Source organism: Marinococcus halophilus (genome assembly GCF_900166605.1).
Classification (GTDB): Bacteria; Bacillota; Bacilli; order Bacillales; family Marinococcaceae; genus Marinococcus; species Marinococcus halophilus.
Window position 1 is genome coordinate 1,854,194 of the sequence record NZ_FVZD01000006.1, and the last position, 22,092, is coordinate 1,876,285.

Here is a 22,092-nt window from a genome sequence, read left to right on the forward strand (position 1 = left end):
TCGTATTATTTTTTCCGTTTGTAAAAAGGCACAGCTGCCACTTTCGCCCGCTTGGCTTTTCCACGCACATCCACCGCTACCGCCTGATCCAGGTTGCTCCATTCGGCATTTAAAAGTGCGAGTCCTACGTTTTTTTTGAGCGTCGGGGACTGGGTACCTGTCGTGATCCATCCTATTTCTGCTCCGTCATCATTTCGTACGCCGTATCCCGGACGGGGTATCGCCTTATCGACCATTTCAATACCGACCAGCTTGCGTTTCAGTCCTGCTTCTTTTTGTTCCTTTAAAGCTTCTTTTCCGATAAAATCATTTTCTTGCTTCAGCTTTACACAAAAGCCGATGCCGGCTTCAAGCGGGGTGATATCTGCACTCAGTTCCTGTCCATACAAAGGCAGCTTCGCTTCAAACCTCAGGGTATCCCTTGCGCCAAGTCCACAAGGGACAATGCCTCTGCTTTTTCCAGCTTCCATAATAGTCTCCCAGCAGTAAAGCGCATCCCCGGAGCGGCAGTATAATTCAAATCCGTCCTCACCGGTATAGCCAGTTCTTGATATAAGAACGTTTCCTGTTTCTCCGATAGAAGCACTGGCAGCAAATCGAAAAGGCAGTATTTCTGAAAGAGATGCGTCGGTTACTTTCTGCAGTATCGTTTCCGCCTCCGGGCCCTGCACCGCAATTAATGCTGTCCTTTCTGAGATATCCGTGATGCTTACGTTTTCCGTCCCGTGCCGGCGAAGCCATTCGAGGTCCTTCTCAATATTGGCTGCGTTTAAAACAAGCATGTATTTTTCTTCTTCGAGCTGGTACACGAGCAGGTCGTCAACTGTGCCGCCATTTTCATAGCACATAGCGGTGTACAGCGCTTTGCCGGGCTCCAGGTTTTTTATGTTATTTGTGAGCATGTACTGCAGAAAATCAGCAGCCCCTGGACCCTCTACGATCGCCTCGCCCATATGGGAGACGTCGAACAGGCCGGCTTTTGTACGAACCGCTTCGTGTTCGCTTTTGATGCCCGAAAACTGAACTGCCATTTCCCAACCACCAAAATCGACAGTTTTAGCTCCGTATTTTTCATACACTGAATACAGCGGAGTTCGTTTTAGTTCTGCCAAAGAAATCACCTCGTTTAATTATTTTTCTGAAAAATCAAAACAGTAAAAAACAAAAAAGACAGAGCTCCCATGAATTATGGAAGCTCTGTCCTATAACCAGAAAGTTTCTCCTTTCCGCAATGCAGAAAGAGTGTCTTCGTGGGTGGCTTCAAAAGAAGCGCTCTCCAGAGGAGCGTCCAGTAAGAGTCTGTTTGCCTGAGAGATTCACCTGTTACGGTTTGCTCCTTCGGCGCTGCCTGGCAGTCTCTCCCCTTACCATCATCCGCGCATTATATGTACGTTCTTATTTGCTCATATTTTATCATTAATTCATATAAAAACCAATGCTAAAAAAAATGAAACCGAACATTTTCAATAAAACCATATTAATTATTCGTATGTATGTGCAGATCGGTTATTTCTTCCGGGAAAAATATTGTTTATACTAAAGACAGTATACTAATTGGAGGGAAACTATGAACTGGAAACAGCTACCGCTTGGACCACTGCAGACAAACTGCTATGTTCTGTACGATAATGATAAAAACGCTGTTATTATTGACCCGGCCGGTGATGCCGATAAATTGCTCACCTTTCTCCAGGAAAACGAGCTTCACCCCGTAGCAATTCTGTTAACACACGCCCATTTTGATCATATTGGGGCGCTTGATACTGCTCGGGAAGCATACAATATCCCGGTTTATCTTCACGAACAGGAAAGTGACTGGCTTGAAGACCCTCAGAAAAACGGTTCGGGCCGTATGATGCCAGAGGCTGCATTTACCACGAAGCCTGCCGATCACTTGCTGCAGTCAGAAGGAAGGCTTCAATTTGGCGGTTTTGAATTTCAATGGCTTCACACACCGGGGCATTCCCCGGGAAGTGTTTCCTATTGGCATAAAGAAACTAACACAGTATTTTCTGGTGACGTGTTGTTTTCAGGCGGGGTTGGCCGGACCGATCTCTACGGCGGCGATATGGATACACTGTTAGCCTCCATACACGAGCAGCTGCTTGACCTTCCTGAAAATACGGTTGTAGCCTGCGGCCATGGCCCCTTTACAGATATCGAAACCGAAATGAATTCCAATCCGTTTATTAATGGGTTTGGTGCATAATGTGATAAGGACCCCTGTTTTTAAACAGAGGTCCTTTTATAATATATTACAGTGTTTGAAATTATCTTGAGCCCGGCTACCTGTTTTCATCTGAATACTAAGATGCCCGTTACTCTGCTTCTTCAATCCATTGATATACGTGTTCATGCAGCTCTTGTTCCGTTTCTCCGCCTTCAGCCGGGTGCTCTGCTTCAGCCATCGGTTTTACCGTATATTGGTCTTCAGGGCCCGGAACTACCTGAGTAAAGTCAACGTTTGGGTTCGTTATGTTTATTTTTTCCCCGTCTTTTTCTATATCGAATGTTGCAATGCCGCCTGTATCGGTATAGTCCATATCCTGCCCGGAATAAAAATTACCAAGCGAATAATAAACCAGCGTCTCATTGCCTTCTTCGCCCTCCACCCATTCCATCGGCTGAAGCACGTGAGGATGGTGGCCAAGAACTACGTCCACTTCCAGATCTGCAAGAAACTGAGCCAGTTCTTTCTGTTCTTCATTGGGGAGTCTTTCGTATTCACTTCCCCAGTGCATATTCACTACCACAACATCCGATTCATCTCTCATCGCTTCAACGTCTTCCTGTATTTGTTCCTTATCAATTTTCTGAACGACATAATCGTGCTCCTCCGGAATCGAAATGCCGTTCAACCCATACGTATAAGATAGAAAACCAATATCAACGTCTTTCACGTTTACGATACGCTTGCGTTCTGCATCCTCTTCGTCTTTATACACCCCTACGTAGTCCATGCCAATCTGCTCATAATGATTAATCGCGTTATTTACAGCTTCCATTCCGCGGTCGAGTGTATGGTTATTGGCCCCGGAAAGCATGTCCACTCCGGCATCCTGAAGATCATCTACAATCGCGTACGGGCTGTTAAAAGAAGGATAAGCTGACAAGCCGAGCTCTTCCCCGCCAGGGATCGATTCCTGGTTCACAATCATATAATCCGGTTCCTTAAGCATGGGCGTAACTGCCTTCAACGCCGGCGTGAAGTCATACTCTCCGTCTTCTTCCATCCTTTTATATACGCGTCCATGCAGCAGCACATCCCCAGCTGCTCCAACCGTGACGCTCTCATCTTCCTGTGTTTGCTCCTGTCTTTCAGTCTCTTTTTGTGTCTCTGAATTTTCGTTTTCATGCGCTGATTCTTCTCCGGTGCTGCAGCCGCTCAGAACAATAAAACCAACAGTTATGCCTGCATAAAATTTTCGCATGAGTCCCTCTTTTCATTCAAATAGAATTACTAGTCGAAATATACTATAAGTTTACTAATATCTTCATAGAAATTGAAGGGGTTTCATAGCTTTTCATGGCTGCCGGGGAGAAACGTTTTTTCTTCCACGGATAATTAGTATTCCCAAAATACATAATAGCGGTACAATCACCCACCATTCCTGTGTAAGCAACGGATAGGAAAAGTTTTTCGTGGCCACAGGGTATAAAAGCTGGGTGCCATTTCCAAGAAAGTCAATCAGCATAGAGCCCGCCCCCAGCGTAACAAACGCAGCTGCCCAGGCTTTAGGAAATCCTCCACCCAAGGCAGGGCGAACAACTGCAGCGAGCGCCGCAGCAATAAACGGCATTGTTAAAAGCGTATGAAAGATATAGTTGCCAAATAATTTTGGAATATCAGGCACTAGTACTATCGCCCCGAATGCCATGATTTTCAGGCGATCTGAACTGGTTAACCACGGGCTTCCGTAAAATATATACATTATCGCTGCACCAGTCAGCAGGTGAAGCAGTGTGCTTGGTACATGTTCAATTAAAATTTCAATCACAGGCGGTCCTTCTTTCTGCTGGAGATGATTGTTTTATTCACGGTTTTTTATTTTCATAAACTTTATCCGGGGTGCTCTAATTAACCATGTTGGATTATACAGCTGTCAGGGTATGAAAAGAAAAGCACACAATTTATTTTCAGGAGTGATTTATAATGATTCCCGTGGAAAAACCTTCTGCACTCAACCGGGCGAGAAAGAAAAAAGTTGAGGCAATGAAGGCTGAAGGAGACTTTGCCAGCCAGTTGAAAACCATTCTGGTTTTTCAGCACATCGATAAGCACTCAGCTGATAAAATGGACAACAGCTTTCGCCCGAAAAAAGCTATTTTTGCTCTTACCGGGGAAAAAATGTCCTTAAAAGATATAGCTTTTGTCATTAAATTAAAAGGATTTAACGGCCTTTATCGTTTGTTTTCCGCTTATAGTACTGTTTCTCATACAAATGAGTCTGGCGAAGCAGTCGTTATTTTTCAGCGGCGCCGTTAATGGAGACTATATAAAAAAACCAAATCCGTCTTTTATTCTTGCCTAAGCACAGCATACGGCCAATGGTTTGTATAGACAAACCGTTACCTGCTTCCATATACTATTAATAGGTGAGTAGACAGAAAAAGCGGGGCCTTTTTGTTTTTCCTGTCGAATTTTAAATTTCTACATATTACAGAGGAGTGGGTAGTTTAACGCAAGCACCGTTTCGAGCGGAACATGCTGGGAGTTTCCTTCGTCCGGAGCGACTTAAAAAGCCCGGTAACGGTATTCAGATGGTGAATTAAGCGCCGAAGCATTATGGGCCGTTACTGCAGGAAGCTGAAAAATATACGTCGCTTGAACAACCCGGTTTAAGCCCGCAGTGAGGTTTTGCTTCTGCCGAAGAAGGTAATATTTTTACAGAAGAAGAGCAATGGGCGAAAGTACGCCACGTCGTTTCTCTTGCCGAAGACGTCTGGAATTAAGTATTCGGAAAAGAAGCCGGCGCCCCGGCTTCTTTTTTTATCACACCCACGAAGAGTAATGATTTATCTCTTCGCTGCGTTCGAATGCATAAATCTTTTCTGGCATTTATCCCGGTCCCAATATTATAATTTCAGTAAGTATAAAAAAGGTGGAAGATAAAATGGTGATGGAAAGAGATATGGAAGCAATCAGGAAGCTGTTGATTGACTTGAAGGAGCAAAAACCCGGCTTCAGCCTGACATCCAAAAACGAAGAAACCGATTATTACATGTATTTGCTCACCGAAGGAGGCCTGATTGAGGCTACCCGCCACAAAACGTTAAGCAAGCAGGTAACAAGCTATCACAATATTAAAATCACTTTTGCCGGCCATGATTTCATTGATGTGGCCGAGGATGAGGATATTTGGAACAGAACTCAGGAAAAAGCCATGGAAAAGGGCTGGTCAATGTCCAATATCCCTCTGACCGTTTTGACTGACCTACTTAAAACTACGCTCTACCAGCATTTAAGCAATGATTGACAGGCAGAATTAATCACAACTAATTTCTTATGTTTCAGGTTTTCTCACATAGCTCTCTTTAAGCCCCCTGGTTTATCAGAGGGCTTTTTTCATTTGTATGCCCTGGCAAATGCTTTCACCTCCCTTTCTTTGCTGATTTACCTTCCACAATTTTTTAATTCTATTACCCACTGAAAAATTGGTACATTCTTCTTGCTCAATTAAAATCATACTGTTTTTTTCGCTATTTTAATTTGTAACATTACGTTCGCGTTATTGGAAATATGACTTAGGAAAATACTTTTTATCTCTTTATTAATAAGGGTTTTTTAATATTACACATAATTTTTCATATATTTCAGAATGCTTAACCTTGTTACGTTTGCATTACATTCGTCCTATTTAACTTGAAAGTTTTTCTGCTTCAAGTTAAATTTACAAACATGCGACAGGCTAATTCACCATACGTATCTCAAAACTTATTTGCTCACATTCATTAACATTAAATACTTACAAATAAAAATTTTTATACTCTCTGAGGAGGAATTTTTTAATTATGATGAAAACTACGAAAGCTTCACATTGGATCGGCGGCGCAGTTCTTGGTACAGCTTTAGCTTTTGCAGCACCAGCGGTAAGTGACGCATCAGACAGTCTGCTTGTTCAGGGCGATTCCAATGATTCCGTATCCGAAGCCCAGTCTGTACTCGACGATAAAGGGTACTACGATTACGAAGTGGACGGAATTTTCGGTTCAATCACTGCAGCTGCTGTTCGTGATTTTCAGGCTGACGAAGGTCTTACGGTCGATGGTATCATCGGGCCAAATACAAAAGCAGCACTTTATGGGGAAAGCTCCAGCAGTTCCAGTGAAAATGAGGCTGTAGAAAGCTCTGAAGCGGACGGCAGCGGCAAGGAAGCAGTAGAATCTGCCTCCACTTCTGAAAGCAGCAGCTCTAAAGACACTTCCGGCGGAGAGTCCATGACAGTTGAAGCTACTGCTTATACAGCTGACTGCGCAGGCTGCAGCGGCATCACTGCTACAGGGGTTAACTTAAATACCAACCGTTATGCAAAAGTAATAGCTGTAGACCCTGATGTTATTCCACTCGGCTCTGAAGTACAAATCGAAGGCATGGGTACTTATACGGCAGCGGATACTGGCGGAGCCATTAACGGAAATCGCATTGATGTTCACGTTCCAAGCAAATCTGAAGCATACTCTTTTGGGCGCCGAAGCGTTGAAGTAACCGTAGTAGACTAATCTACTTATTGGCTTTTATAGTGAAATGAAAAGACGCCTTTCCATTTTGATTGGAAAGGCGTCTCTTTTATGATGGCTTTAGTCGTTTACCATTTTGTGTACGGGAGAAATTTACCGTTCAACGTGACTACTACCCGGTCTCCACCTGGAGCCTCCTCACGCTCTACGTCCATTTTAAAATCGATGGCGCTCATAATGCCATCACCGAATTCTTCATGAATAATTTCCTTTAATGTGGTGCCGTATACCTGAGTAATTTCATGGAATCGATAAATAAGCGGATCTGTTGGAACGTCTTCGCTTAATGAGCCTTTGTACGGTGGCGTCACCAGTTCATGCTTGATTTCCTCATAAGGAATTTCAAGGTAGTTCAAGAGCGCTTCTGCTTCTTTTTCATCCATCGATGCCTGGCCCTGAATAACAGCAGCCACCCATGTTTTATTGCGACCCACAGCTTCCGCTAGATCCTGATAAGTAGCTCTTTTTCGATTTTTTGCTTCTATCAGCTTGGCGGTGACTTCACTCATATCCATTTATTTTATCTCCTTCCTTGTTTTGTTCTATTTCACCTTAACATGCAGCCATTACCTGAATATATGAATACCGTCATCTTTTTTAATATAAATTAGAAGCAGCAAGCGTTAAATCTAGTTCTAACAGTTCATTTTTCCTCAATACCCCGTTTTATTGTTTCAAAAAGATGCGTCAGGGATATATGTATAGTTACCTGCATATTTTTATGCTGTTTTTAAAAGTGACTCTACTAGGCTTCAGCAGCAATGAGTTAGACCATTGGGAGCTAATCATAAGCTGAAAAGAAAAAGCCCGAGCGCTGATTCTTTTTAGTTCCAGGCATGCATCGGGTGCTTCTGTGACTAAACCAGATTATTACTATTACCCCATGAAGGAGTGCTTGCAATGTCTTATTCTTCTCCCTATATTGTTACAACGGTTGCTGACGCAAATTATGCGGAGCATACAGCTGTTTCCCTGACTTCCTTGCTTACGAACACAGCGAAGCCGGAAAGTATCGAATTTCACGTTATCGAAACTGGCTGGAGCAGCTACCAAAAGCAAATGCTCGAACAACTCGGAGCTCATTTTAAATCCCGTGTCGTCTTCCATGCGATCGACACAAACAAGTATAAAAACCTTTTTCAGGCAAACCATAAATATTCTTATCACATTACTAACGCTGCCTATTACCGGTTATCCATTCCATACTTGTTTACCGACGTAAATAAAGTATTGTATATCGACTGCGATACCATCATTCAAGAGGATATTACAGTACTCTGGAAGGTTCCCTTGCGGCGCCAGGTTATTGCCGCAGTAGAAAACTTCGGCGGTTTTTACCGTAATGATGACCTATTTATGCCCCCCGAAGCTAAGTATTTTAATTCCGGAGTGATGATGATTCAGGTTCCGAATTGGAAAAAACACCAGGTGACCGATCAGGTCGTTCAGTTTATCCAGAAGCATGAAAGCCGGATGCTTTACCACGACCAGGACGGTCTGAATGCTGTGCTTTATAACCATTGGTTCGAGCTCCACCCGAAATGGAATACGATGACCGATATGTTCCTGAAGGCTGTGCCCGATACCAGGCAGGGAAAAAAGGTAACCAGCGCTGCCGGAAACCCGGCCGTTGTCCATTATACCGGCCCGGAAAAACCGTGGCAGCCAAACACCAGGCATCCTTTAAAATCTCTGTATCATAAATACGCCGCCCAAAAAGAAGAAATTGTAGTAAAACCAACTTCCCTATAATATTCCTGCCGCACTTCATCTATAAATGTGCGGCTTTATTTTGCTTCAGACTCCTTGCTGCTGCAGATAAATATTAAATAATTAATATCTTTGTCTAAGTCCCAGATAATAAACGGATCAATCACTTCCCGGGGCATCAGAGCCAGTAAATTTGTTTCTTCAATAATGCTTTTCACAAGTGTCGTTTTCGCGGCTTCAATTTCCCCGGCATGGCCTTCCTCAATAAGCTGGCGCTCTACCGGGGTCAATACACTGGTTCGTTCAATCAGTACTACGCGGTGGTTTAAAGGCTTTGTATCTACTACAGCTGAGAGCCCTTCTTTATTTTCTCCCGCTTTTTTCACTACGCTGTTTACCTCTTCCTGCCATTTATACGCTGTGCCGGATTCCTGCTCCAAAGGCGTATCGATTGTACCAAAAATGACCCCGGAGCGATGGTGCAGGTTCCAGTTCGTGTAAATGTCGAGTATTTCCTCTCCAGTCACTGCTTCAAGCTCTGCTTTAATATCGGCATACAGGACACCCATCAGCATCTCCCTAAGCTCTTCCACTTTTCTGCCCTCATTTTTTTGAATCAAAATTTGTTCCATCGGTACCAGAAAATCACGAATATGGACACAAAAATACGGCGGTGCCCATGTCGTATGTACAGAGATTGGGCCTTTTCCAAAACTCTCCCGCAATACCTTTCCGATATATCCAGCTATTGCTGATTGCACTTCCTTTACTTCTGACATGACACTCTTCTCCTTTTCTTTCAAACCTTATCTTGTTGTACAAGCTTATATACAGCAACCTAAAGAAACGCGCGAAGCCTTATAAAAGCATAAAAAAAGCCACAGAGGAAAAATATCCTTTGTAGCTTACCGTTTAGCTCAAATGTCTAACGATCCTGCATCAATCACTATGTTATTTGGTTGTACGTGGAGTCCTCCGAAAAAGGGTCCATGAACCTTATCTTCCGTCACTATAACGACTTATTTTCAGCCCTATTGTCTAAAAATTTCTATCGTCTGTATAAAACATTCATTTTTTATTCACATTTCACTTTACCTGTTTTGAATCAATTTTGCAATGAATGGATTTACTGGATGGATGCTATAAAATAAACGCCGCTGCCAGGCCACAGATAAACAAGGGGATATTAAAGTGTAGAAATGTGGGTACACATGTGTCCCAAATATGATCATGACGGCCATCAGCATTCAGCCCCGCTGTTGGGCCGAGTGTGCTGTCAGAAGCCGGGGAGCCCGCGTCTCCAATTGCTCCAGCAGTGCCGATTAAAGCTGCTGTAGCAAGCGGTGAAAAGCCGAGTGAGGCACTCAGTGGCACAAACAACGCTGCAAGGATAGGAATCGTTCCAAACGAAGAGCCGATGCCCATGGTAATCAATAGCCCTGTTAAAAGCATTACTACTGCCCCGAGCAGCTGGCTTCCTCCAAGTATGTCAGAAGTAACTGCCACTAATTCCTCCACTGCTCCTGTGTCCTGGAGCACGGTAGCATATCCGGAGGCAAGCAGCATAACAAAGGCGATCATCCCCATCATGCGTACACCGTCATTCACTGTCTGGTCGGCCTCTATAATTGGCACCACCCGGAAAATGAACATGGCTGCAATACCTGTCAACGCACCAATTACTAAAGATTCTGTCCATACCTGAACCACGAGCGCACAGACGATCGCAATTAACGTCAATAGATGTGACAACCGGAATTTATTTGTGTTTTTCAAGCCATTTTCCGCTTCTGTAACGTCTACGTTTCCTGCCCCGGTTTCTTTTTCCCTGCGATACGTAATGAATACAGCCACCAGCAGACCGGCCACCATGCCCACTACTGGAATAAGCATCGCCTGCCAAATCTGTCCGAAAGCAATATTCATGCCGTTTTCGTTCATGCTCTCCTGTATAATTTGATGAAATATTAAACCATATCCTGCAGGAATCAGCATATACGGCGCCTTTAAGCCGAAAGTCAAGCTGACCGCCACCGCCCGCCGGTTGATTTTCATATGGTCAAACAAATACAAAAGCGGCGGGATGAGTATTGGTATAAAGGCAATATGTACTGGGATAACATTCTGCGACAGGCAGGCCACCCCTGCAATAGTCAGCAGTAAAGCCGCCCGTTTATTCTTTAACAGCTTCACTAAATGCGTAACTAAAAAACCTGTAATACCCGAATAACCAATCATGACAGCAAAAACACCGAGCAGGATATAGCTGAGAGCGGTATCCGCCCGGCCGCCCATGCCTGATACGAGCATTTCGACGGAATCGGTAAATGAAAGTCCGGCGATCAGTCCTGCGGTGACTGCTGCCCCCATTAGTGCAAGAATGACATTCAGCCGGAAGAGACTCAGTACAATTAATACCAGCACTGAAACAATAACTGCGTACTCCACTTTGTTTCCCTCGTTTCTCTTCTTTGATCGTTTATGTATATGAATGTGTGTTAAACGCACAAAGAAGATTTTAGCATAAATCCTTTAGCCTGCTCAAACTTTATCAGAGTAAAACATTGTTCGCCACTTAAAACTCCCACTCGTAATGAGTCCAGGCACTTTTTGCCCCGCCGAGCGACTCGTAAAGCCTTCGTGCTTTGTGATTCATCCGGTCTGTTTCAAGCACCATTCCGGCAAAATCCTCCGACTGTACATAAGAAAGCACAAATTCGAGAAGCTCTTTCCCGTAATGATGCCCCTGAAACTCCGGAGTGATATACAGATCGTTTAAGATAGCTGTTTTTTTAACCTTAAGGGTGCTGAATGTCTGGTATAAAGTAGCAAAGCCGATCAGGTCACCGTAATGCTCCACAATAAATTGAATGCCTGTTTCTGGCTGGGCCAAAAGTTTTTTAATTAACGTTTTTAATTTGCCGATGCCGGGATCGGGGTGATCATAGTGGTCTACAATGTATGTCTGCATTACTTCTGCAAGTTCCGGAATATCTTCTGCTTCTACGGTTCGGATTCTTATACTCATGACTGCCTCCTGCATAGTTCTATTACCTTGCTCATAATTGCCTCATCGCACTATAGTTCATCTTATGGCACATAGAAACAGGATACAACCCTGAAACTAAAAGCTGCTGCCGGAAAATATCTTTTTAATTTCATAAAAAACAGGAGCAGCGTAAGCTGCCCCCGTTTTTATCAGTCATGAAAATTTGTGCCGTCAGTAGTTGCTTCAATATAATTTGCGCGGATAACGAAATCCCCAAAATGCTCTCCTTCATACCTCTCTTTGGCAAAACGGGCAAACATTGGTTCAAGCTCGCTTAGTATCTCTTCTTCCCCGATATTTTCCCGATAAAGCTTGCTAAGGCGGTCTCCGTTAAAGCTTGCTCCTAAATACATGTTATATTTACCGGGAGCTTTTCCGATAAAGCCGATTTCCCCAAGCGCAGAACGGGCACAGCCATTTGGACAGCCCGTCATGCGGATTATAATATCTTCATCCCGCAGGCCCTGCTCCTCAAGCATCACTTCAAGTTTATCGACCAAGGACGGAAGGTAACGCTCGGCTTCTGCCATCGCGAGTCCACAGGTCGGGAAAGCCACACAGGCCATAGAATTCCGGCGGAGAGCAGAATAGTGTTTTCCATCTGTAAGGCCATAATCCTCAATCAATTTATTGATCTGCCGTTTTTTATGGCTCGTAATATCAGAAATAACCACATTCTGGTTCGGTGTCATTCGAAAATCACCGGTGTGAATTTTGGCTATTTCACGAAGGCCGGTCATTAATTGATAGTTCTCCTGATCCTTGATTCTCCCATTTTCGATAAACAGGGTAAAATGCCATTTACCGTCATTGCCTTTAACCCATCCATACTCGTCCCCGTTGCTTTCGAACTCATATGGACGGGCGGCCTCTACTTCATAGCCGAGACGCTCGTTCAATTCGCTTTTCAGCCATTCAACCCCGTAACGGTCAATCGTATATTTGAACCGGGCATTTTTCCGGTTGGAACGGTTGCCGTAGTCGCGCTGGACCGTCAGCAGCTTCTCGGAAGCATTCACCACTTCTTCTTTTGGCACAAAGCCGATCACACGCCCAAGCTGCGGGTACGTATCCGGCTCACCATGCGTCATCCCCATGCCGCCGCCAACGGAGACGTTAAAGCCCTGCAACTCCCCATTTTCCACAATGGCAATGTATCCGATGTCCTGGGAGAAAACATCAATATCATTGGAGGGGGGCACTGCTACGCCGATCTTGAATTTTCTCGGCAGATACGTTTCGCCGTAGATGGGTTCAACTACTTCTTTACTGTCCGCCACTTTTTCTTCATCAAGCCAAATTTCATGATAGGCCGTGGTGCGCGGCAGCAAATGGTCGCTGATCTGTTTGGAATATTCATATACTTCTTCATGCACATCGGATTGATGCGGGTTCACGTTACACATAACGTTTCTGTTAACGTCTCCACAGGCGGCGATCGAATCCATCATGGCTGCATTAATTTCCTGCAGATTCTTTTTCATATTCCATTTGAGAATCCCGTGCATTTGAAACGTCTGCCGGGTAGTGAGCCGGAGAGTGCCGTTGCCGTATTTATGCGACACTTCGTCCATTGTGAGCCACTGTTCCGGTGTAATGACGCCTGCCGGCAAACGTACGCGGAGCATAAACTGGTATGCGGGTTCAAGCTTTTGCTGGCGGCGCTCGTTGCGCAGGTCCCGGTCATCCTGCATATAGCTTCCGTGAAACTTCATCAGCTTTCCATCTGCTTCAGGAATGCTTGCAGTGATAGGATTTGCCATTGTTTTAACAAGCGTACCGCGTAAGAAGTTACTGTCTTTTTTCAAGTGCTCCATGCCATCTAACGGGGCATCTTGAATGTTTTTTAAGCTAGTGTATTCTGACATATGCGTTTAATTCCTCCCCGGTAGTTATTAATATACGTCACGCTGGTAGCGTTTTTGCTGCTGAAGATCGAGCATGTACGCTTCAGCTTCTTCATGGGTCATATTTCCTTCATTTTCAAGCACGGTCACGAGAGCTTCATGTACGTCATGGGCCATCCGCTTTTCATCACCGCAGATGTATAGGAACGCGCCATCCTGCAGCCACTGGTACACCTCTCCACTGTTTTCAAGAATCCGGTGCTGAACGTATACTTTTTCTTCATTGTCTCTCGAGAAGGCTACATCCATTTTGGATAAGGAACCGTCTTCAAGCCACTGTTGCCATTCTGTCTGATAGAGAAAATCGGTCCGGAAATGCTGGTCTCCGAAAAACAGCCAGGATTTTCCGTCCGCTTCCACTTCCTCCCGCTCTTCAACAAATGAACGGAATGGCGCGATTCCAGTTCCGGGCCCTACCATGATCACAGGGGCAGACGGGTTCTCCGGAAGCTTGAAATTCGGGTTGTGCTGAATGTAAATAGGGAGCGTATCCCCCGGCTCTGTGCGTTCTGCACACTGTCCAGAACAAACGCCAGTGCGTGGCCTCCCGTGGGCATCGTAACGAACTGCGCCTACCGTTAAATGCACTTCATCCGGATTGGCAGATGGGCTGCTTGCAATGGAGTACAGGCGAGGCGGTATTTTCCTCAGATTACCCACCACGTCGGCAGCTCCCCCCTGCCACGGTCCATAATCCTTTAATAAATCTAACAGGTCGCGTCCTTCAAGGTACGTGCGCAGCTCATCAGCCTGTCCTGTTTCCAGGAGTTCCTGAAGCTTTTCGTTATTTGTCAGTTTGCTCATTTTTTCGAGCAGTGGTTTCGTTAATACTGTAATTTCAAAATGAGAGAGGAGTGCTTCCCGAAGCGAACGAATATCTCCCTGCTTGTTCAATACTACCGTTTCTTCCGGGTTCCAGTCCATTTCACGGATTAGCTGGTCCACCAGAAGCGGATCGTTTTCCGGGAACATGCCGAGGCTGTCCCCTGGTTCAAAGGTTAAACCTGAGCCTTCAAGCGATAGCTCTACGTGGCGGGTTTCCTTTGCGGATCCTCTGCCGTTTAAATTAATGTTCTCCAAAATTTCGGCCCGAAACGGATTTGTCCTTGAATATGCCGGCTGCTCTGCAGTCGGAGCAGTTGGTGCGGCTGCTCCTGCAGGGGCCGCTGCTGCCTGTGCTGTTTCTTCCTGAAGCTCATTCAGGCTTGATAGAACCCCCTGGATCCATTCTTCAGCATCGTCGTCAAAATCAACATCACAATCTACTCTCGGATACAGACGAGTACCTCCAAGGTTTTCGATCCGCTGATCCAGATCTTTACCTGTCTGGCAGAAATGTTCATAAGAAGTATCACCGAGTGCAAGCACAGAAAAGCGTGCATCTTCAAGTTTCGGAGCTTTACGTCCGTGCAGGAACTCATAAAAGGAAAGAGCGTTATCCGGTGGATCGCCTTCTCCGTGTGTACTTACAATAACCAAAAGGTTTTCAATCTTTTTCATATTTTTTGTCTTAAAATCGTCCATCGAACTTACGGTTACATTATATCCATGGTCCTTCAGCCTTCTCGAGCTGTCTTCGGCTATCATTTGGCCGTTTCCAGTCTGAGAGCCAAATAGAATAGTTACTTCTTTGGAAGCCGTTTCGGCCTGTTCGGCCTGCTGTGCCGGTGTTTCTTGGACAGCAGGTGCTTCAGCTGTTGCCGGTGCTGCTCCCGCGCTCGCCTGGGAAGCTAAATACCCACTTAACCAAATTTTCTGATTTTCTGTTAATGTTGGCAGGAGCTGGTTCAGTAAATCTACCTGCTCCTGGCTAAAAGGACTATTGGTAACCTGCAATTGCACTCTCTCCACCTCACAAATAAATTTAACTGCAATCTTATCATTCTAAGGACAAAATAATTTTTTCTCTGTCTTTATTTTATCCATGTGTATAAACTGGTCATTTTATTACGCTCAATTTTATCCGTATAATTCTTATGTGTCAAGTCGGTTTTAAATCCTTAAGGGAATAATGAGCAGTCTTTTATATTCTATCATACCCCTAAGTCCGTTACGTTCGCTTTAAAAAATTATTTACTTGAAAAAAATGGTAGATTATTGCGCAGTTTTACCATATAATAAAATTACTTTTCAGAAAGAAGGTGAGGCCTTGACCAATATCGAATCGTTTACACGGCAGTTGGTGCAGCAGGCAATAGCTGCAGGGGCATCGGATATTCATCTGCTGCCGTCTTATGCAGAAGCTTCTCTATATTTTCGTATTCACGGACGTCTCGAGCTTTCAGACACTTATTCAGCGGCTTTCGCACACAGGCTCATTACCCATTTGAAATTCAGAGCCGGTATGGATATCGGTGAACGAAGACGTCCGCAGGACGGCTCTCTTACGTACCGCTCGCTTCATCCTCCAGTACACCTTCGCCTTTCTACCATGCCTTCAGAACGTATGGAAAGCTTTTCTATCCGGCTGCTTCCGCAAACCTTTCACTATACCTTTCCACAGCTGTTTTTAACTTCCCACACTACCCGCTCATTCGAAAACGTGCTTGCTTCCCGTAAAGGGCTGGTTCTTTTAACCGGTGCCACAGGCTCGGGAAAATCTACTACTCTTTACGCTATGCTTGAACATCTGCTTTCCACCCAGCCACAGCGTATCATCACGATCGAAGACCCTGTCGAACTTCGTCTTCCCGGCTGCATCCAAACCGAAGTCAATGATAAAGCCGGCCTGACCTATGCTTCTCTGCTGAAAGCTTCCATGCGGCATGACCCGGATGTAATTATGATAGGGGAGATCCGGGACGGGGAAACAGCACATCTGGCACTGCGGGCGGCGCTCACCGGCCATCTGGTGCTCACTACTCTGCATGCCGGCAGTACGTTCGGGGTGCTCCGCAGATTGCTCGACCTTGGGCTCTCAAAAACAGATTTGTTTGAAACTATTACCTTCATCGCCCACCAACGGCTCGTTTCCACTTCTTCTCTTTCCGCTCCCAGGCGACTAGCGTTATTTGATTTTTCCACACGTCCAGATATTCATTCCATGCTTCATTCCGATCAACCACTCGATTTCTCCCGAATGAATGACCAGTTGAAACGAGGATACGCGCTCGGCTTATTTGGTAAAGAAACCTTTTCAGAGGCTCCTTTATGAGCCGGCTGTCAAAAAAGAACTGGAAGCCGGAAGCGAAAGCACTGTTTCTTCAGCAGCTAGGTGAACTGCTTGGCAGCGGCTATCATCTGGATCAATCCATTCAAATGCTTTCCTGGGAACAGCCTGCTTTCGTCACTGACTCTCTTCGAAGCATACGAAGACACCTTCGAAGCGGCCGGGAACTGCATCAGCTTTTACTTGACCACCATTTCCCCTCCGACATTGCTGCTTTTGTTTATTTTGCAGAACAGTCCGGACGTCTTTCCGAAGGATTAGCTGCAGCAGGCAGCCATTTTATGAACCGGCTGGAAGCATGGAGCAGCTTTCGTAAAGTTTTGTATTATCCAATGTTTCTTCTGTGGCTCCTGATTGTTCTCGCTTATGTTTTTGTGCGCTATCTTTTCCCCCAGTTTCTCGAGCTGTTTGAACAGCTGAGCATGGACCTCCCCTTTTATACCAGAATGATGATGAAAATGATTTCCTTTGCCCCTGTATTTTTTGTATCCATTTTTATTCTGCTGGCGGGGTTCGGGCTGTTTTACGCTTTTGCTGTCCGGCCAAAGCCTGCTTCTACACGGATTCTTTTTTGGTCAAGGGTGCCGTTTCTCCGCCCTTTTATTGCTATGAGGACTACCTCCTCTTTTGCCGAGCAGTTCGGCTACCTACTATTAAATGGCCTCTCTCTTGCCGAAAGCTGTCTTGTCTTAAAAAATCAGGCACACTCTCCGTTGTTTCAGGAAGAAGGAGGGCGCCTCGAGCAATTGCTTACTTCCGGGACTCCTCTGGCAGAAACGTTCCGGCCTCCCTGGTATCTCGAAAGCCTTAGGCAGGCGGTTCAATACGGGCAGTCCACTGGATCTCTTGGCAAGGTGCTTGTACAATACAGCAGCCAAACGCAGCATAAACTCGAAACGAGCATCCAGCGGTTGACCATGGCCGCCCAGCCTATTCTTTTCTTTTCCGTCGGCATTCTAATTTTAAGTCTTTTTGCTGCCGTATTTTTGCCTATGTACCACATGATTACTTCTATACAATAAAAAGGAGCGACTATTTATGCAAATACCTCACGATTATTTTTTTGAACGACTTTTGGTTCTTGAAAAACGCTTGACGGATCTTGAAAACCATAAAGAAGAAGACATCGCTTCTTTACTCCAGCTGCTTCGCCAATCCCGGGCCTCTAGAAAGGAAAAAAACTATGTTTAAAGACAGTAAAGGTTTCACCATGGTGGAAATGCTGATTGTGCTGCTTATTATTACCGTGCTTCTTTTAATTGCGATCCCAAATATCGGTACAAACAATCAGGTTGCCCAGTCTAAAGGATGCGATGCCACTATTCAGCTTTTAGAAACCCAGGCCGCAGCATACGAAGTGGAGTATGGCAGTGAACCCTCTTCCCTGCAGGACCTTGTGGAGGCTGATTATGTAGAAACTATTACCTGCCCGGACAATACCCCGCTCGTTTACAGTAACGGAGCTGTAAGTAAAGGATCCTGATGTCTTTTTTCTGTTCACGGGGCTATACCTTCCCGGAAGCTATCGCAGTACTGCTTATTTTCAGCGTACTTGCTGCCGTGCCGTTTATTCATTTCTCGTCAGCATACGAGAATGCACGTGAAGATCATTTCGTCAAGCAGCTGGAGGCGGACCTCGTTTACAGCCAGCACTATGCGTACTCCTATAACACCTCCACCCGCATGGAGTGGAAACAGGAGGAGAACTATTATATTCTTAGAGGCAACGACCGCAACAAACTCTACATCCACCGGACCATCCCCGAAGGATTTTTTTCGCCTACCACCTCCAAGATTTTCTTCGAAGAGATATCCTATAATGGAAATGGCGCTATTAAAAAACCAGGGACCATAATTCTCCACGGCCCGTCCCAGTCGTACCGTTTTATCTTTCAAATCGGAAGGGGGCGGCTTCGTGTTGAGAAATCCCCGTAATGGCTTTACCTTGATCGAAGCCGTCAGCGCTCTCTCACTTCTATTTGCTGTGTTTTTACTTACACTTCCCCTGCTTCATCAGACTTACAAGACCTGGGGCAGCCAGCAGCTGTATTACGAGCAGCTGTACGTGATGGAAAAGGAAGCAGGGCGTATTCACCAGTCTGCTTCTGCTGCTGTCGCCCCCGCTGCCTATACGAAAGGAAAAATCCATGTTCATATTAAGGTACACAAAAAAGGCTATAACGTGTGTACTTCCATCGAAGACACGAGAAACGAGCAGTGTGTCTATGTACTTCCGAAACAATAAAGGCATCACGCTTCCTGAGATGATTATTACGCTTATACTGTTCAGCCTCTGGGCTCTCGCCGCCGCAAAATTCAGCAGCCTGCTTTTAACCGACGTCCCTGCGCCTGATACTGAAGCGCGTTTATTTGTTCAGCAAATGGAAGAGGATATGCAGACCGCTCACACACTAACGTATGAAGAACAGCGATTCTACATTGAAGCCCATGAAAACACGTACGAATATTTCATGTCAGAAGGCCGGGTGATACGCCGAGTAGATAATGAAGGGTTTGAAATTATGCTTCAGGGAGCCTCTGCTTTTTTTGTTGAGGCCGGGGATTACGGCGCAGATGTGGAGGTGATATTAAATAATGGACAGCCGATCCGCACCTTTCTTTCCTACCATACAGCCAAAGAGAAACTCCGCACTGCGTGAAGGCTTTATCCTTCCTTCCACCATCTTCTTTCTTCTGTTTGTCTTTTTATTCATGATACTGGCTGCGGGGCTTTTAAAGCTTCAGCTGCTTCAGCAGAATGAAGAGTTCGGCTCCCAGGATGTGAAATGGATGATACGGAATGCTGAAAATATTTATATTGAAGCTCCTTCCGAAGCCGGCCTCCTCTCCATGCCCGAGGGGAGCGTGGAGTGGGAAGAAAGCAGGCATGGCGAAACTAAATTCACGGCCCGCCACCGTATGGGGTTTTCCAAACAGGTGGTTTACCCAACAGAATGGAAATCTTCTATTTATGAAGCCCGCTTCCGTACAGAGCATAAGTAAAGCCGGCAGAATAATTCTGCCGGCTTTACTCTCGTGCTATTGTTTTCTTGCGTTCTGCACGGACTCCATTTTCTTTTTCATTTGCTTTCCTTCTGCGTCCCGGCGGTCATCAATACGGATATTTGTTGACACCCGCTGGTAGCCTTCCTGAAATGGGATCTCGTGTATCTCTCTGACTGCCTGAAGCAGATCATCAATATTTCCTTCGAGAAGGGTACTCATCGGTGTCATTTCAATATCGATTTTATCGTTATGCTTTTCGAGCACGTCCTGAATTTTTGCCACGGTGTCCGACATCCCAGTCCCCTGTTTGTCTATAGGAGAGACTGTCACATCAACAATTGCCATAGATAACTGCTCCTTTCGTTTTCGTCGGAGCCGGTGTGGAAATTCATGTTCAGCCAGCGTGCGAAAAGCCGTAATTGCGGTTTGAACATGTACTTTCTCCGGCACCGAACAAGTAATGTTTCGTTGAAGCCAATACGAAGGCTTCAGCCATGTTTTTCTGCTGCCTGCAAAGTGCCGTTGAAGCACTTTTTCTGCCGCAAAAGCCATTGGCAGTGATATATAGGCACTGACAGCTATAAAAACATTTCCCGGAGAAGAAACAATGTAAACCGGAGACGCCATAACAAGAAACAAAATGAAGTATATAAACACAATATTGGTGGAGCATTGGGGATTTGTAATTGAAGCAAGCTTGATTCTTCTCCAGGAGCTTTTTCGCGGGACCCCCGAAAAGCTGAAAATTTTGTGTTCCGCCCCGTGAAACTTTTTAAGCTGTTCCGGAAAAATAAAATGTGTTCCCATGGCAAACAGCAGAAATGTATAAAACGGAAGCAGTTGAAAGGCTGCGGCTGTGAACCACGCCGCAGCTGCAAGCTTGTACCACCCAGGCATGGCACTTGCAACTGCTGTCATTACCTTTAAGTAAGACCGCAGGGAAAGCGGAAGCAGCTCATTGTGGATCTTTCCTTCCCTGTCAATATAAGCTCTGCTGATAGAGGAGGCTCCAAAGAAAAGCACTCCATGCTGACAAGAAAGCCCGCGGATTTTCATCCCGCCCTTTACTCGCCGTACATGAATCTAGAACCGGCGATCCCCGGCTTGGTCATTTCTTTGGCATCCAGAATTTCATCAAGCTCTTCTTCCGACAATATTCCCCGCTCGATGCAGATGGAGCGTACGCTCTGATCGGTCTCGATGGCTTCTCTTGCGATGCGGGCTGCTGTTTCGTACCCAACATGCGGGTTAATAGCTGTAATAATGCCTACGCTCCGCTCCACCATGTTTCGGCAGTGGTCAATGTTGGCTGTAATGCCTTCAATCGTGTATTCCTGAAACACCTTTAAGCCATTCTGTAGCACAGACAGCGACTGAAGCAGATTAAATACGAGGACCGGTTCCATTACGTTCAATTCAAGCTGGCCCGCTTCCGAGGCATGGCTGATTGTATGATCGTTCCCAATCACCTGAAAAGAAATCTGGTTAATTAATTCGCACATTACCGGGTTCACTTTTCCTGGCATAATTGAGGACCCCGGCTGTCGGGAAGGAAGGTTGATTTCATTTAAGCCGGTCCTCGGGCCAGAGCTCATCAGGCGGAGATCATTCGCCATTTTGGAAAGGTTAATGGCATGTACTTTAAGTGCCGCAGATAATTCAGTGTAGGAATCCGTATTCTGCGTTGCATCCACCAGATCGGTGGCGCTGTAAAAAGGCATCCCAGTATGCTCGGCAAGAATCTCTGCTACACGCCCGATATATTCAGGCATAGCATTAAGCCCTGTACCGACAGCTGTCGCCCCAAGGTTAATTTCATACAAATGATCCACTGAACGCTTAATTCGCCGCAGATCTCTTGTAAGCACCCTGCGGTAGGCTCCGAACTCCTGGCCGAGGCGGATAGGCACTGCGTCCTGCAGATGTGTTCGTCCCATTTTAATCACATTGTCAAACTCTTCTTCTTTCTCACCCATCGCCTCGATTAAGTTATCAAGCGCAGTTACAAGACCCCTGGAAAGGCGCAGTGCTGAAATATGAATAGCGGTCGGAAAGGAATCATTGGTGGATTGGGCCATATTTACGTGAGTGTTCGGGCTGACCCGCAGGTAATCCCCTTTCTCGCCTCCGAGTATTTCAATGGCTCGGTTGGCGATGACTTCGTTTGCATTCATATTAAAGGAAGTACCTGCTCCGCCCTGAATAGAGTCCACGATAAATTGATCATCAAATTTGCCTTCAATGACCTCATCTGCTGCTTCGATGATCGCCTCGGCAATTGATTCATTTAAAAAACCGACTTCTGTATTCGCCGTGGCCGCAGCTTTTTTAACGTACCCAAACCCTTTAATTAATTCCGTGTGCGGCGGGTACCCGGTTATTGGAAAATTTTCTTTTGCCCTGAGCGTCTGGATGCCGTAATAAGCGTCTTTAGGCACTCTCTTTTCTCCTAAAAAGTCACGTTCCACACGGTAGTTTTCCATGTTTTTAGCCCCTTTTTAACAATCGTTTTT

At 45.5% G+C, this 22,092-nt stretch carries 24 protein-coding genes and 2 riboswitches; of the genes, 13 read left to right on the plus strand and 11 right to left on the minus strand.

The features are described 5' to 3' along the window. Nucleotides 1-5 precede the first annotated feature (5 nt). Nucleotides 6-1,112, minus strand: a complete 1,107-nt coding sequence (gcvT, locus tag B5066_RS15460; RefSeq protein WP_079476792.1) for a glycine cleavage system aminomethyltransferase GcvT — start codon at nt 1,110-1,112, stop codon at nt 6-8. An 83-nt stretch (nt 1,113-1,195) separates the two neighbouring features. After that, nucleotides 1,196-1,282: riboswitch (glycine riboswitch) on the minus strand. Between the two features lie 3 nt (nt 1,283-1,285). Next, nucleotides 1,286-1,374, minus strand: a riboswitch (glycine riboswitch). Nucleotides 1,375-1,567: 193 nt separating this feature from the next. Between gcvT and B5066_RS15465 the strand changes: the two genes are divergently transcribed. Then, on the plus strand, nt 1,568-2,209 hold the full coding sequence (locus tag B5066_RS15465) for an MBL fold metallo-hydrolase (protein ID WP_079476793.1): 642 nt from the start codon (nt 1,568-1,570) through the stop codon (nt 2,207-2,209). 109 nt (nt 2,210-2,318) lie between these two features. On the opposite strand, the gene B5066_RS15470 is transcribed toward B5066_RS15465, so the two are convergent. Both B5066_RS15470 and B5066_RS15475 read right to left on the minus strand, forming a co-directional pair. After that, nucleotides 2,319-3,431: a CapA family protein gene (locus B5066_RS15470; RefSeq protein WP_079476794.1), complete on the minus strand. Its 1,113-nt coding sequence runs from the start codon at nt 3,429-3,431 to the stop codon at nt 2,319-2,321. Between the two features lie 93 nt (nt 3,432-3,524). Then, on the minus strand, nt 3,525-3,998 hold the full coding sequence (locus B5066_RS15475) for a metal-dependent hydrolase (protein WP_079476795.1): 474 nt from the start codon (nt 3,996-3,998) through the stop codon (nt 3,525-3,527). A gap of 155 nt (nt 3,999-4,153) precedes the next feature. On the opposite strand from B5066_RS15475, the gene B5066_RS15480 reads away from it, so the two are divergent. The 3 genes from B5066_RS15480 (at nt 4,154) to B5066_RS15490 (ending at nt 6,720) form a co-directional block, all read left to right on the plus strand. Then, nucleotides 4,154-4,486, plus strand: a complete 333-nt coding sequence (locus B5066_RS15480) for a hypothetical protein (protein WP_079476796.1) — start codon at nt 4,154-4,156, stop codon at nt 4,484-4,486. A gap of 628 nt (nt 4,487-5,114) precedes the next feature. Beyond that, nucleotides 5,115-5,477: a DUF2513 domain-containing protein gene (locus tag B5066_RS15485; RefSeq protein WP_079476797.1), complete on the plus strand. Its 363-nt coding sequence runs from the start codon at nt 5,115-5,117 to the stop codon at nt 5,475-5,477. A 535-nt stretch (nt 5,478-6,012) separates the two neighbouring features. Beyond that, a complete protein-coding gene (locus B5066_RS15490; protein WP_079476798.1) occupies nt 6,013-6,720 on the plus strand; it encodes a 3D domain-containing protein in 708 nt (235 codons plus the stop codon). Nucleotides 6,721-6,806: 86 nt separating this feature from the next. Here B5066_RS15490 and cynS read toward each other — a convergent pair whose 3' ends face one another. Next, entirely contained in the window at nt 6,807-7,253 is a 447-nt protein-coding gene (gene cynS / locus B5066_RS15495) for a cyanase (protein WP_079476799.1), read from the minus strand. Nucleotides 7,254-7,638: 385 nt separating this feature from the next. Between cynS and B5066_RS15500 the strand changes: the two genes are divergently transcribed. Next, the gene (locus B5066_RS15500; protein ID WP_079476800.1) at nt 7,639-8,490 is read left to right on the plus strand and encodes a glycosyltransferase family 8 protein; all 852 of its coding nucleotides are present in this window, start codon (nt 7,639-7,641) and stop codon (nt 8,488-8,490) included. Nucleotides 8,491-8,525: 35 nt separating this feature from the next. Here the strand turns inward: B5066_RS15500 and B5066_RS15505 are convergent, their stop codons facing one another. The 5 genes from B5066_RS15505 to B5066_RS15525 form a co-directional block, all read right to left on the minus strand. Next, the gene (locus B5066_RS15505) at nt 8,526-9,227 is read right to left on the minus strand and encodes a Na-translocating system protein MpsC family protein (protein ID WP_079476801.1); all 702 of its coding nucleotides are present in this window, start codon (nt 9,225-9,227) and stop codon (nt 8,526-8,528) included. Between the two features lie 361 nt (nt 9,228-9,588). Further along, entirely contained in the window at nt 9,589-10,896 is a 1,308-nt protein-coding gene (locus B5066_RS15510; protein ID WP_079476802.1) for a Na+/H+ antiporter family protein, read from the minus strand. A gap of 127 nt (nt 10,897-11,023) precedes the next feature. Further along, complete coding sequence (locus B5066_RS15515) at nt 11,024-11,476, minus strand: GNAT family N-acetyltransferase (RefSeq protein WP_079476803.1); 453 nt, start codon at nt 11,474-11,476, stop codon at nt 11,024-11,026. 170 nt (nt 11,477-11,646) lie between these two features. Then, nucleotides 11,647-13,365 carry an assimilatory sulfite reductase (NADPH) hemoprotein subunit gene (gene cysI / locus B5066_RS15520; RefSeq protein WP_079476804.1) on the minus strand — a complete coding sequence of 573 codons (1,719 nt, stop codon included), beginning with the start codon at nt 13,363-13,365 and terminating at the stop codon, nt 11,647-11,649. Between the two features lie 27 nt (nt 13,366-13,392). Next, nucleotides 13,393-15,246 carry an assimilatory sulfite reductase (NADPH) flavoprotein subunit gene (locus B5066_RS15525; RefSeq protein WP_079476805.1) on the minus strand — a complete coding sequence of 618 codons (1,854 nt, stop codon included), beginning with the start codon at nt 15,244-15,246 and terminating at the stop codon, nt 13,393-13,395. Between the two features lie 307 nt (nt 15,247-15,553). Between B5066_RS15525 and comGA the strand changes: the two genes are divergently transcribed. The 8 genes from comGA to B5066_RS16605 all read left to right on the plus strand — a co-directional run bounded on the left by comGA (nt 15,554) and on the right by B5066_RS16605 (nt 19,576). Further along, a complete protein-coding gene (gene comGA, locus B5066_RS15530) occupies nt 15,554-16,558 on the plus strand; it encodes a competence type IV pilus ATPase ComGA (RefSeq protein ID WP_179124134.1) in 1,005 nt (334 codons plus the stop codon). Then, nucleotides 16,555-17,595: a competence type IV pilus assembly protein ComGB gene (gene comGB / locus B5066_RS15535; protein ID WP_079476807.1), complete on the plus strand. Its 1,041-nt coding sequence runs from the start codon at nt 16,555-16,557 to the stop codon at nt 17,593-17,595. The genes comGA and comGB overlap by 4 nt, the downstream gene beginning before the upstream one ends. 16 nt (nt 17,596-17,611) lie before the next feature. Further along, nucleotides 17,612-17,764, plus strand: a complete 153-nt coding sequence (locus B5066_RS16865; protein ID WP_158219063.1) for a hypothetical protein — start codon at nt 17,612-17,614, stop codon at nt 17,762-17,764. Next, on the plus strand, nt 17,757-18,056 hold the full coding sequence (comGC, locus tag B5066_RS15540; RefSeq protein WP_079476808.1) for a competence type IV pilus major pilin ComGC: 300 nt from the start codon (nt 17,757-17,759) through the stop codon (nt 18,054-18,056). The genes B5066_RS16865 and comGC overlap by 8 nt, the downstream gene beginning before the upstream one ends. After that, nucleotides 18,056-18,508, plus strand: a complete 453-nt coding sequence (gene comGD / locus B5066_RS15545) for a competence type IV pilus minor pilin ComGD (protein ID WP_079476809.1) — start codon at nt 18,056-18,058, stop codon at nt 18,506-18,508. Before comGC ends, comGD begins: the two co-directional genes overlap by 1 nt. Further along, nucleotides 18,489-18,818: a hypothetical protein gene (locus B5066_RS15550; RefSeq protein ID WP_079476810.1), complete on the plus strand. Its 330-nt coding sequence runs from the start codon at nt 18,489-18,491 to the stop codon at nt 18,816-18,818. Before comGD ends, B5066_RS15550 begins: the two co-directional genes overlap by 20 nt. Then, nucleotides 18,799-19,233, plus strand: coding sequence for a ComGF family competence protein (locus tag B5066_RS15555; RefSeq protein ID WP_079476811.1), 435 nt, complete (start codon nt 18,799-18,801; stop codon nt 19,231-19,233). Before B5066_RS15550 ends, B5066_RS15555 begins: the two co-directional genes overlap by 20 nt. A 130-nt stretch (nt 19,234-19,363) precedes the next feature. Beyond that, entirely contained in the window at nt 19,364-19,576 is a 213-nt protein-coding gene (locus B5066_RS16605) for a hypothetical protein (RefSeq protein ID WP_143745451.1), read from the plus strand. A 36-nt stretch (nt 19,577-19,612) separates the two neighbouring features. Here B5066_RS16605 and B5066_RS15565 read toward each other — a convergent pair whose 3' ends face one another. Continuing rightward, complete coding sequence (locus B5066_RS15565) at nt 19,613-20,635, minus strand: MTH1187 family thiamine-binding protein (RefSeq protein WP_079476813.1); 1,023 nt, start codon at nt 20,633-20,635, stop codon at nt 19,613-19,615. A gap of 8 nt (nt 20,636-20,643) precedes the next feature. Continuing rightward, nucleotides 20,644-22,062 (minus strand): aspartate ammonia-lyase, encoded by a 1,419-nt coding sequence (gene aspA / locus B5066_RS15570; protein ID WP_079476814.1) that lies wholly within the window; start codon nt 22,060-22,062, stop codon nt 20,644-20,646. Between the last annotated feature and the right edge of the window lie 30 nt (nt 22,063-22,092).

Excerpts from the sequence above, each read along its gene's own strand:
- B5066_RS15465 (WP_079476793.1), top strand. The coding sequence starts at position 1,568 with ATGAACTGGAAACAGCTACCGCTTGGACCACTGCAGACAAACTGCTAT.
- B5066_RS15480 (WP_079476796.1), top strand. The coding sequence starts at position 4,154 with ATGATTCCCGTGGAAAAACCTTCTGCACTCAACCGGGCGAGAAAGAAA.
- B5066_RS15555 (WP_079476811.1), top strand. The coding sequence starts at position 18,799 with ATGTACTTCCGAAACAATAAAGGCATCACGCTTCCTGAGATGATTATT.
- cynS (WP_079476799.1), bottom strand. The coding sequence starts at position 7,253 with ATGGATATGAGTGAAGTCACCGCCAAGCTGATAGAAGCAAAAAATCGA.
- B5066_RS15470 (WP_079476794.1), bottom strand. The coding sequence starts at position 3,431 with ATGCGAAAATTTTATGCAGGCATAACTGTTGGTTTTATTGTTCTGAGC.
- B5066_RS16865 (WP_158219063.1), top strand. The coding sequence starts at position 17,612 with ATGCAAATACCTCACGATTATTTTTTTGAACGACTTTTGGTTCTTGAA.
- comGC (WP_079476808.1), top strand. The coding sequence starts at position 17,757 with ATGTTTAAAGACAGTAAAGGTTTCACCATGGTGGAAATGCTGATTGTG.
- comGB (WP_079476807.1), top strand. The coding sequence starts at position 16,555 with ATGAGCCGGCTGTCAAAAAAGAACTGGAAGCCGGAAGCGAAAGCACTG.
- comGD (WP_079476809.1), top strand. The coding sequence starts at position 18,056 with ATGTCTTTTTTCTGTTCACGGGGCTATACCTTCCCGGAAGCTATCGCA.
- aspA (WP_079476814.1), bottom strand. The coding sequence starts at position 22,062 with ATGGAAAACTACCGTGTGGAACGTGACTTTTTAGGAGAAAAGAGAGTG.
- B5066_RS16605 (WP_143745451.1), top strand. The coding sequence starts at position 19,364 with ATGATACGGAATGCTGAAAATATTTATATTGAAGCTCCTTCCGAAGCC.
- B5066_RS15485 (WP_079476797.1), top strand. The coding sequence starts at position 5,115 with ATGGTGATGGAAAGAGATATGGAAGCAATCAGGAAGCTGTTGATTGAC.
- B5066_RS15515 (WP_079476803.1), bottom strand. The coding sequence starts at position 11,476 with ATGAGTATAAGAATCCGAACCGTAGAAGCAGAAGATATTCCGGAACTT.
- cysI (WP_079476804.1), bottom strand. The coding sequence starts at position 13,365 with ATGTCAGAATACACTAGCTTAAAAAACATTCAAGATGCCCCGTTAGAT.
- B5066_RS15565 (WP_079476813.1), bottom strand. The coding sequence starts at position 20,635 with ATGAAAATCCGCGGGCTTTCTTGTCAGCATGGAGTGCTTTTCTTTGGA.
- B5066_RS15505 (WP_079476801.1), bottom strand. The coding sequence starts at position 9,227 with ATGTCAGAAGTAAAGGAAGTGCAATCAGCAATAGCTGGATATATCGGA.
- B5066_RS15500 (WP_079476800.1), top strand. The coding sequence starts at position 7,639 with ATGTCTTATTCTTCTCCCTATATTGTTACAACGGTTGCTGACGCAAAT.
- B5066_RS15490 (WP_079476798.1), top strand. The coding sequence starts at position 6,013 with ATGATGAAAACTACGAAAGCTTCACATTGGATCGGCGGCGCAGTTCTT.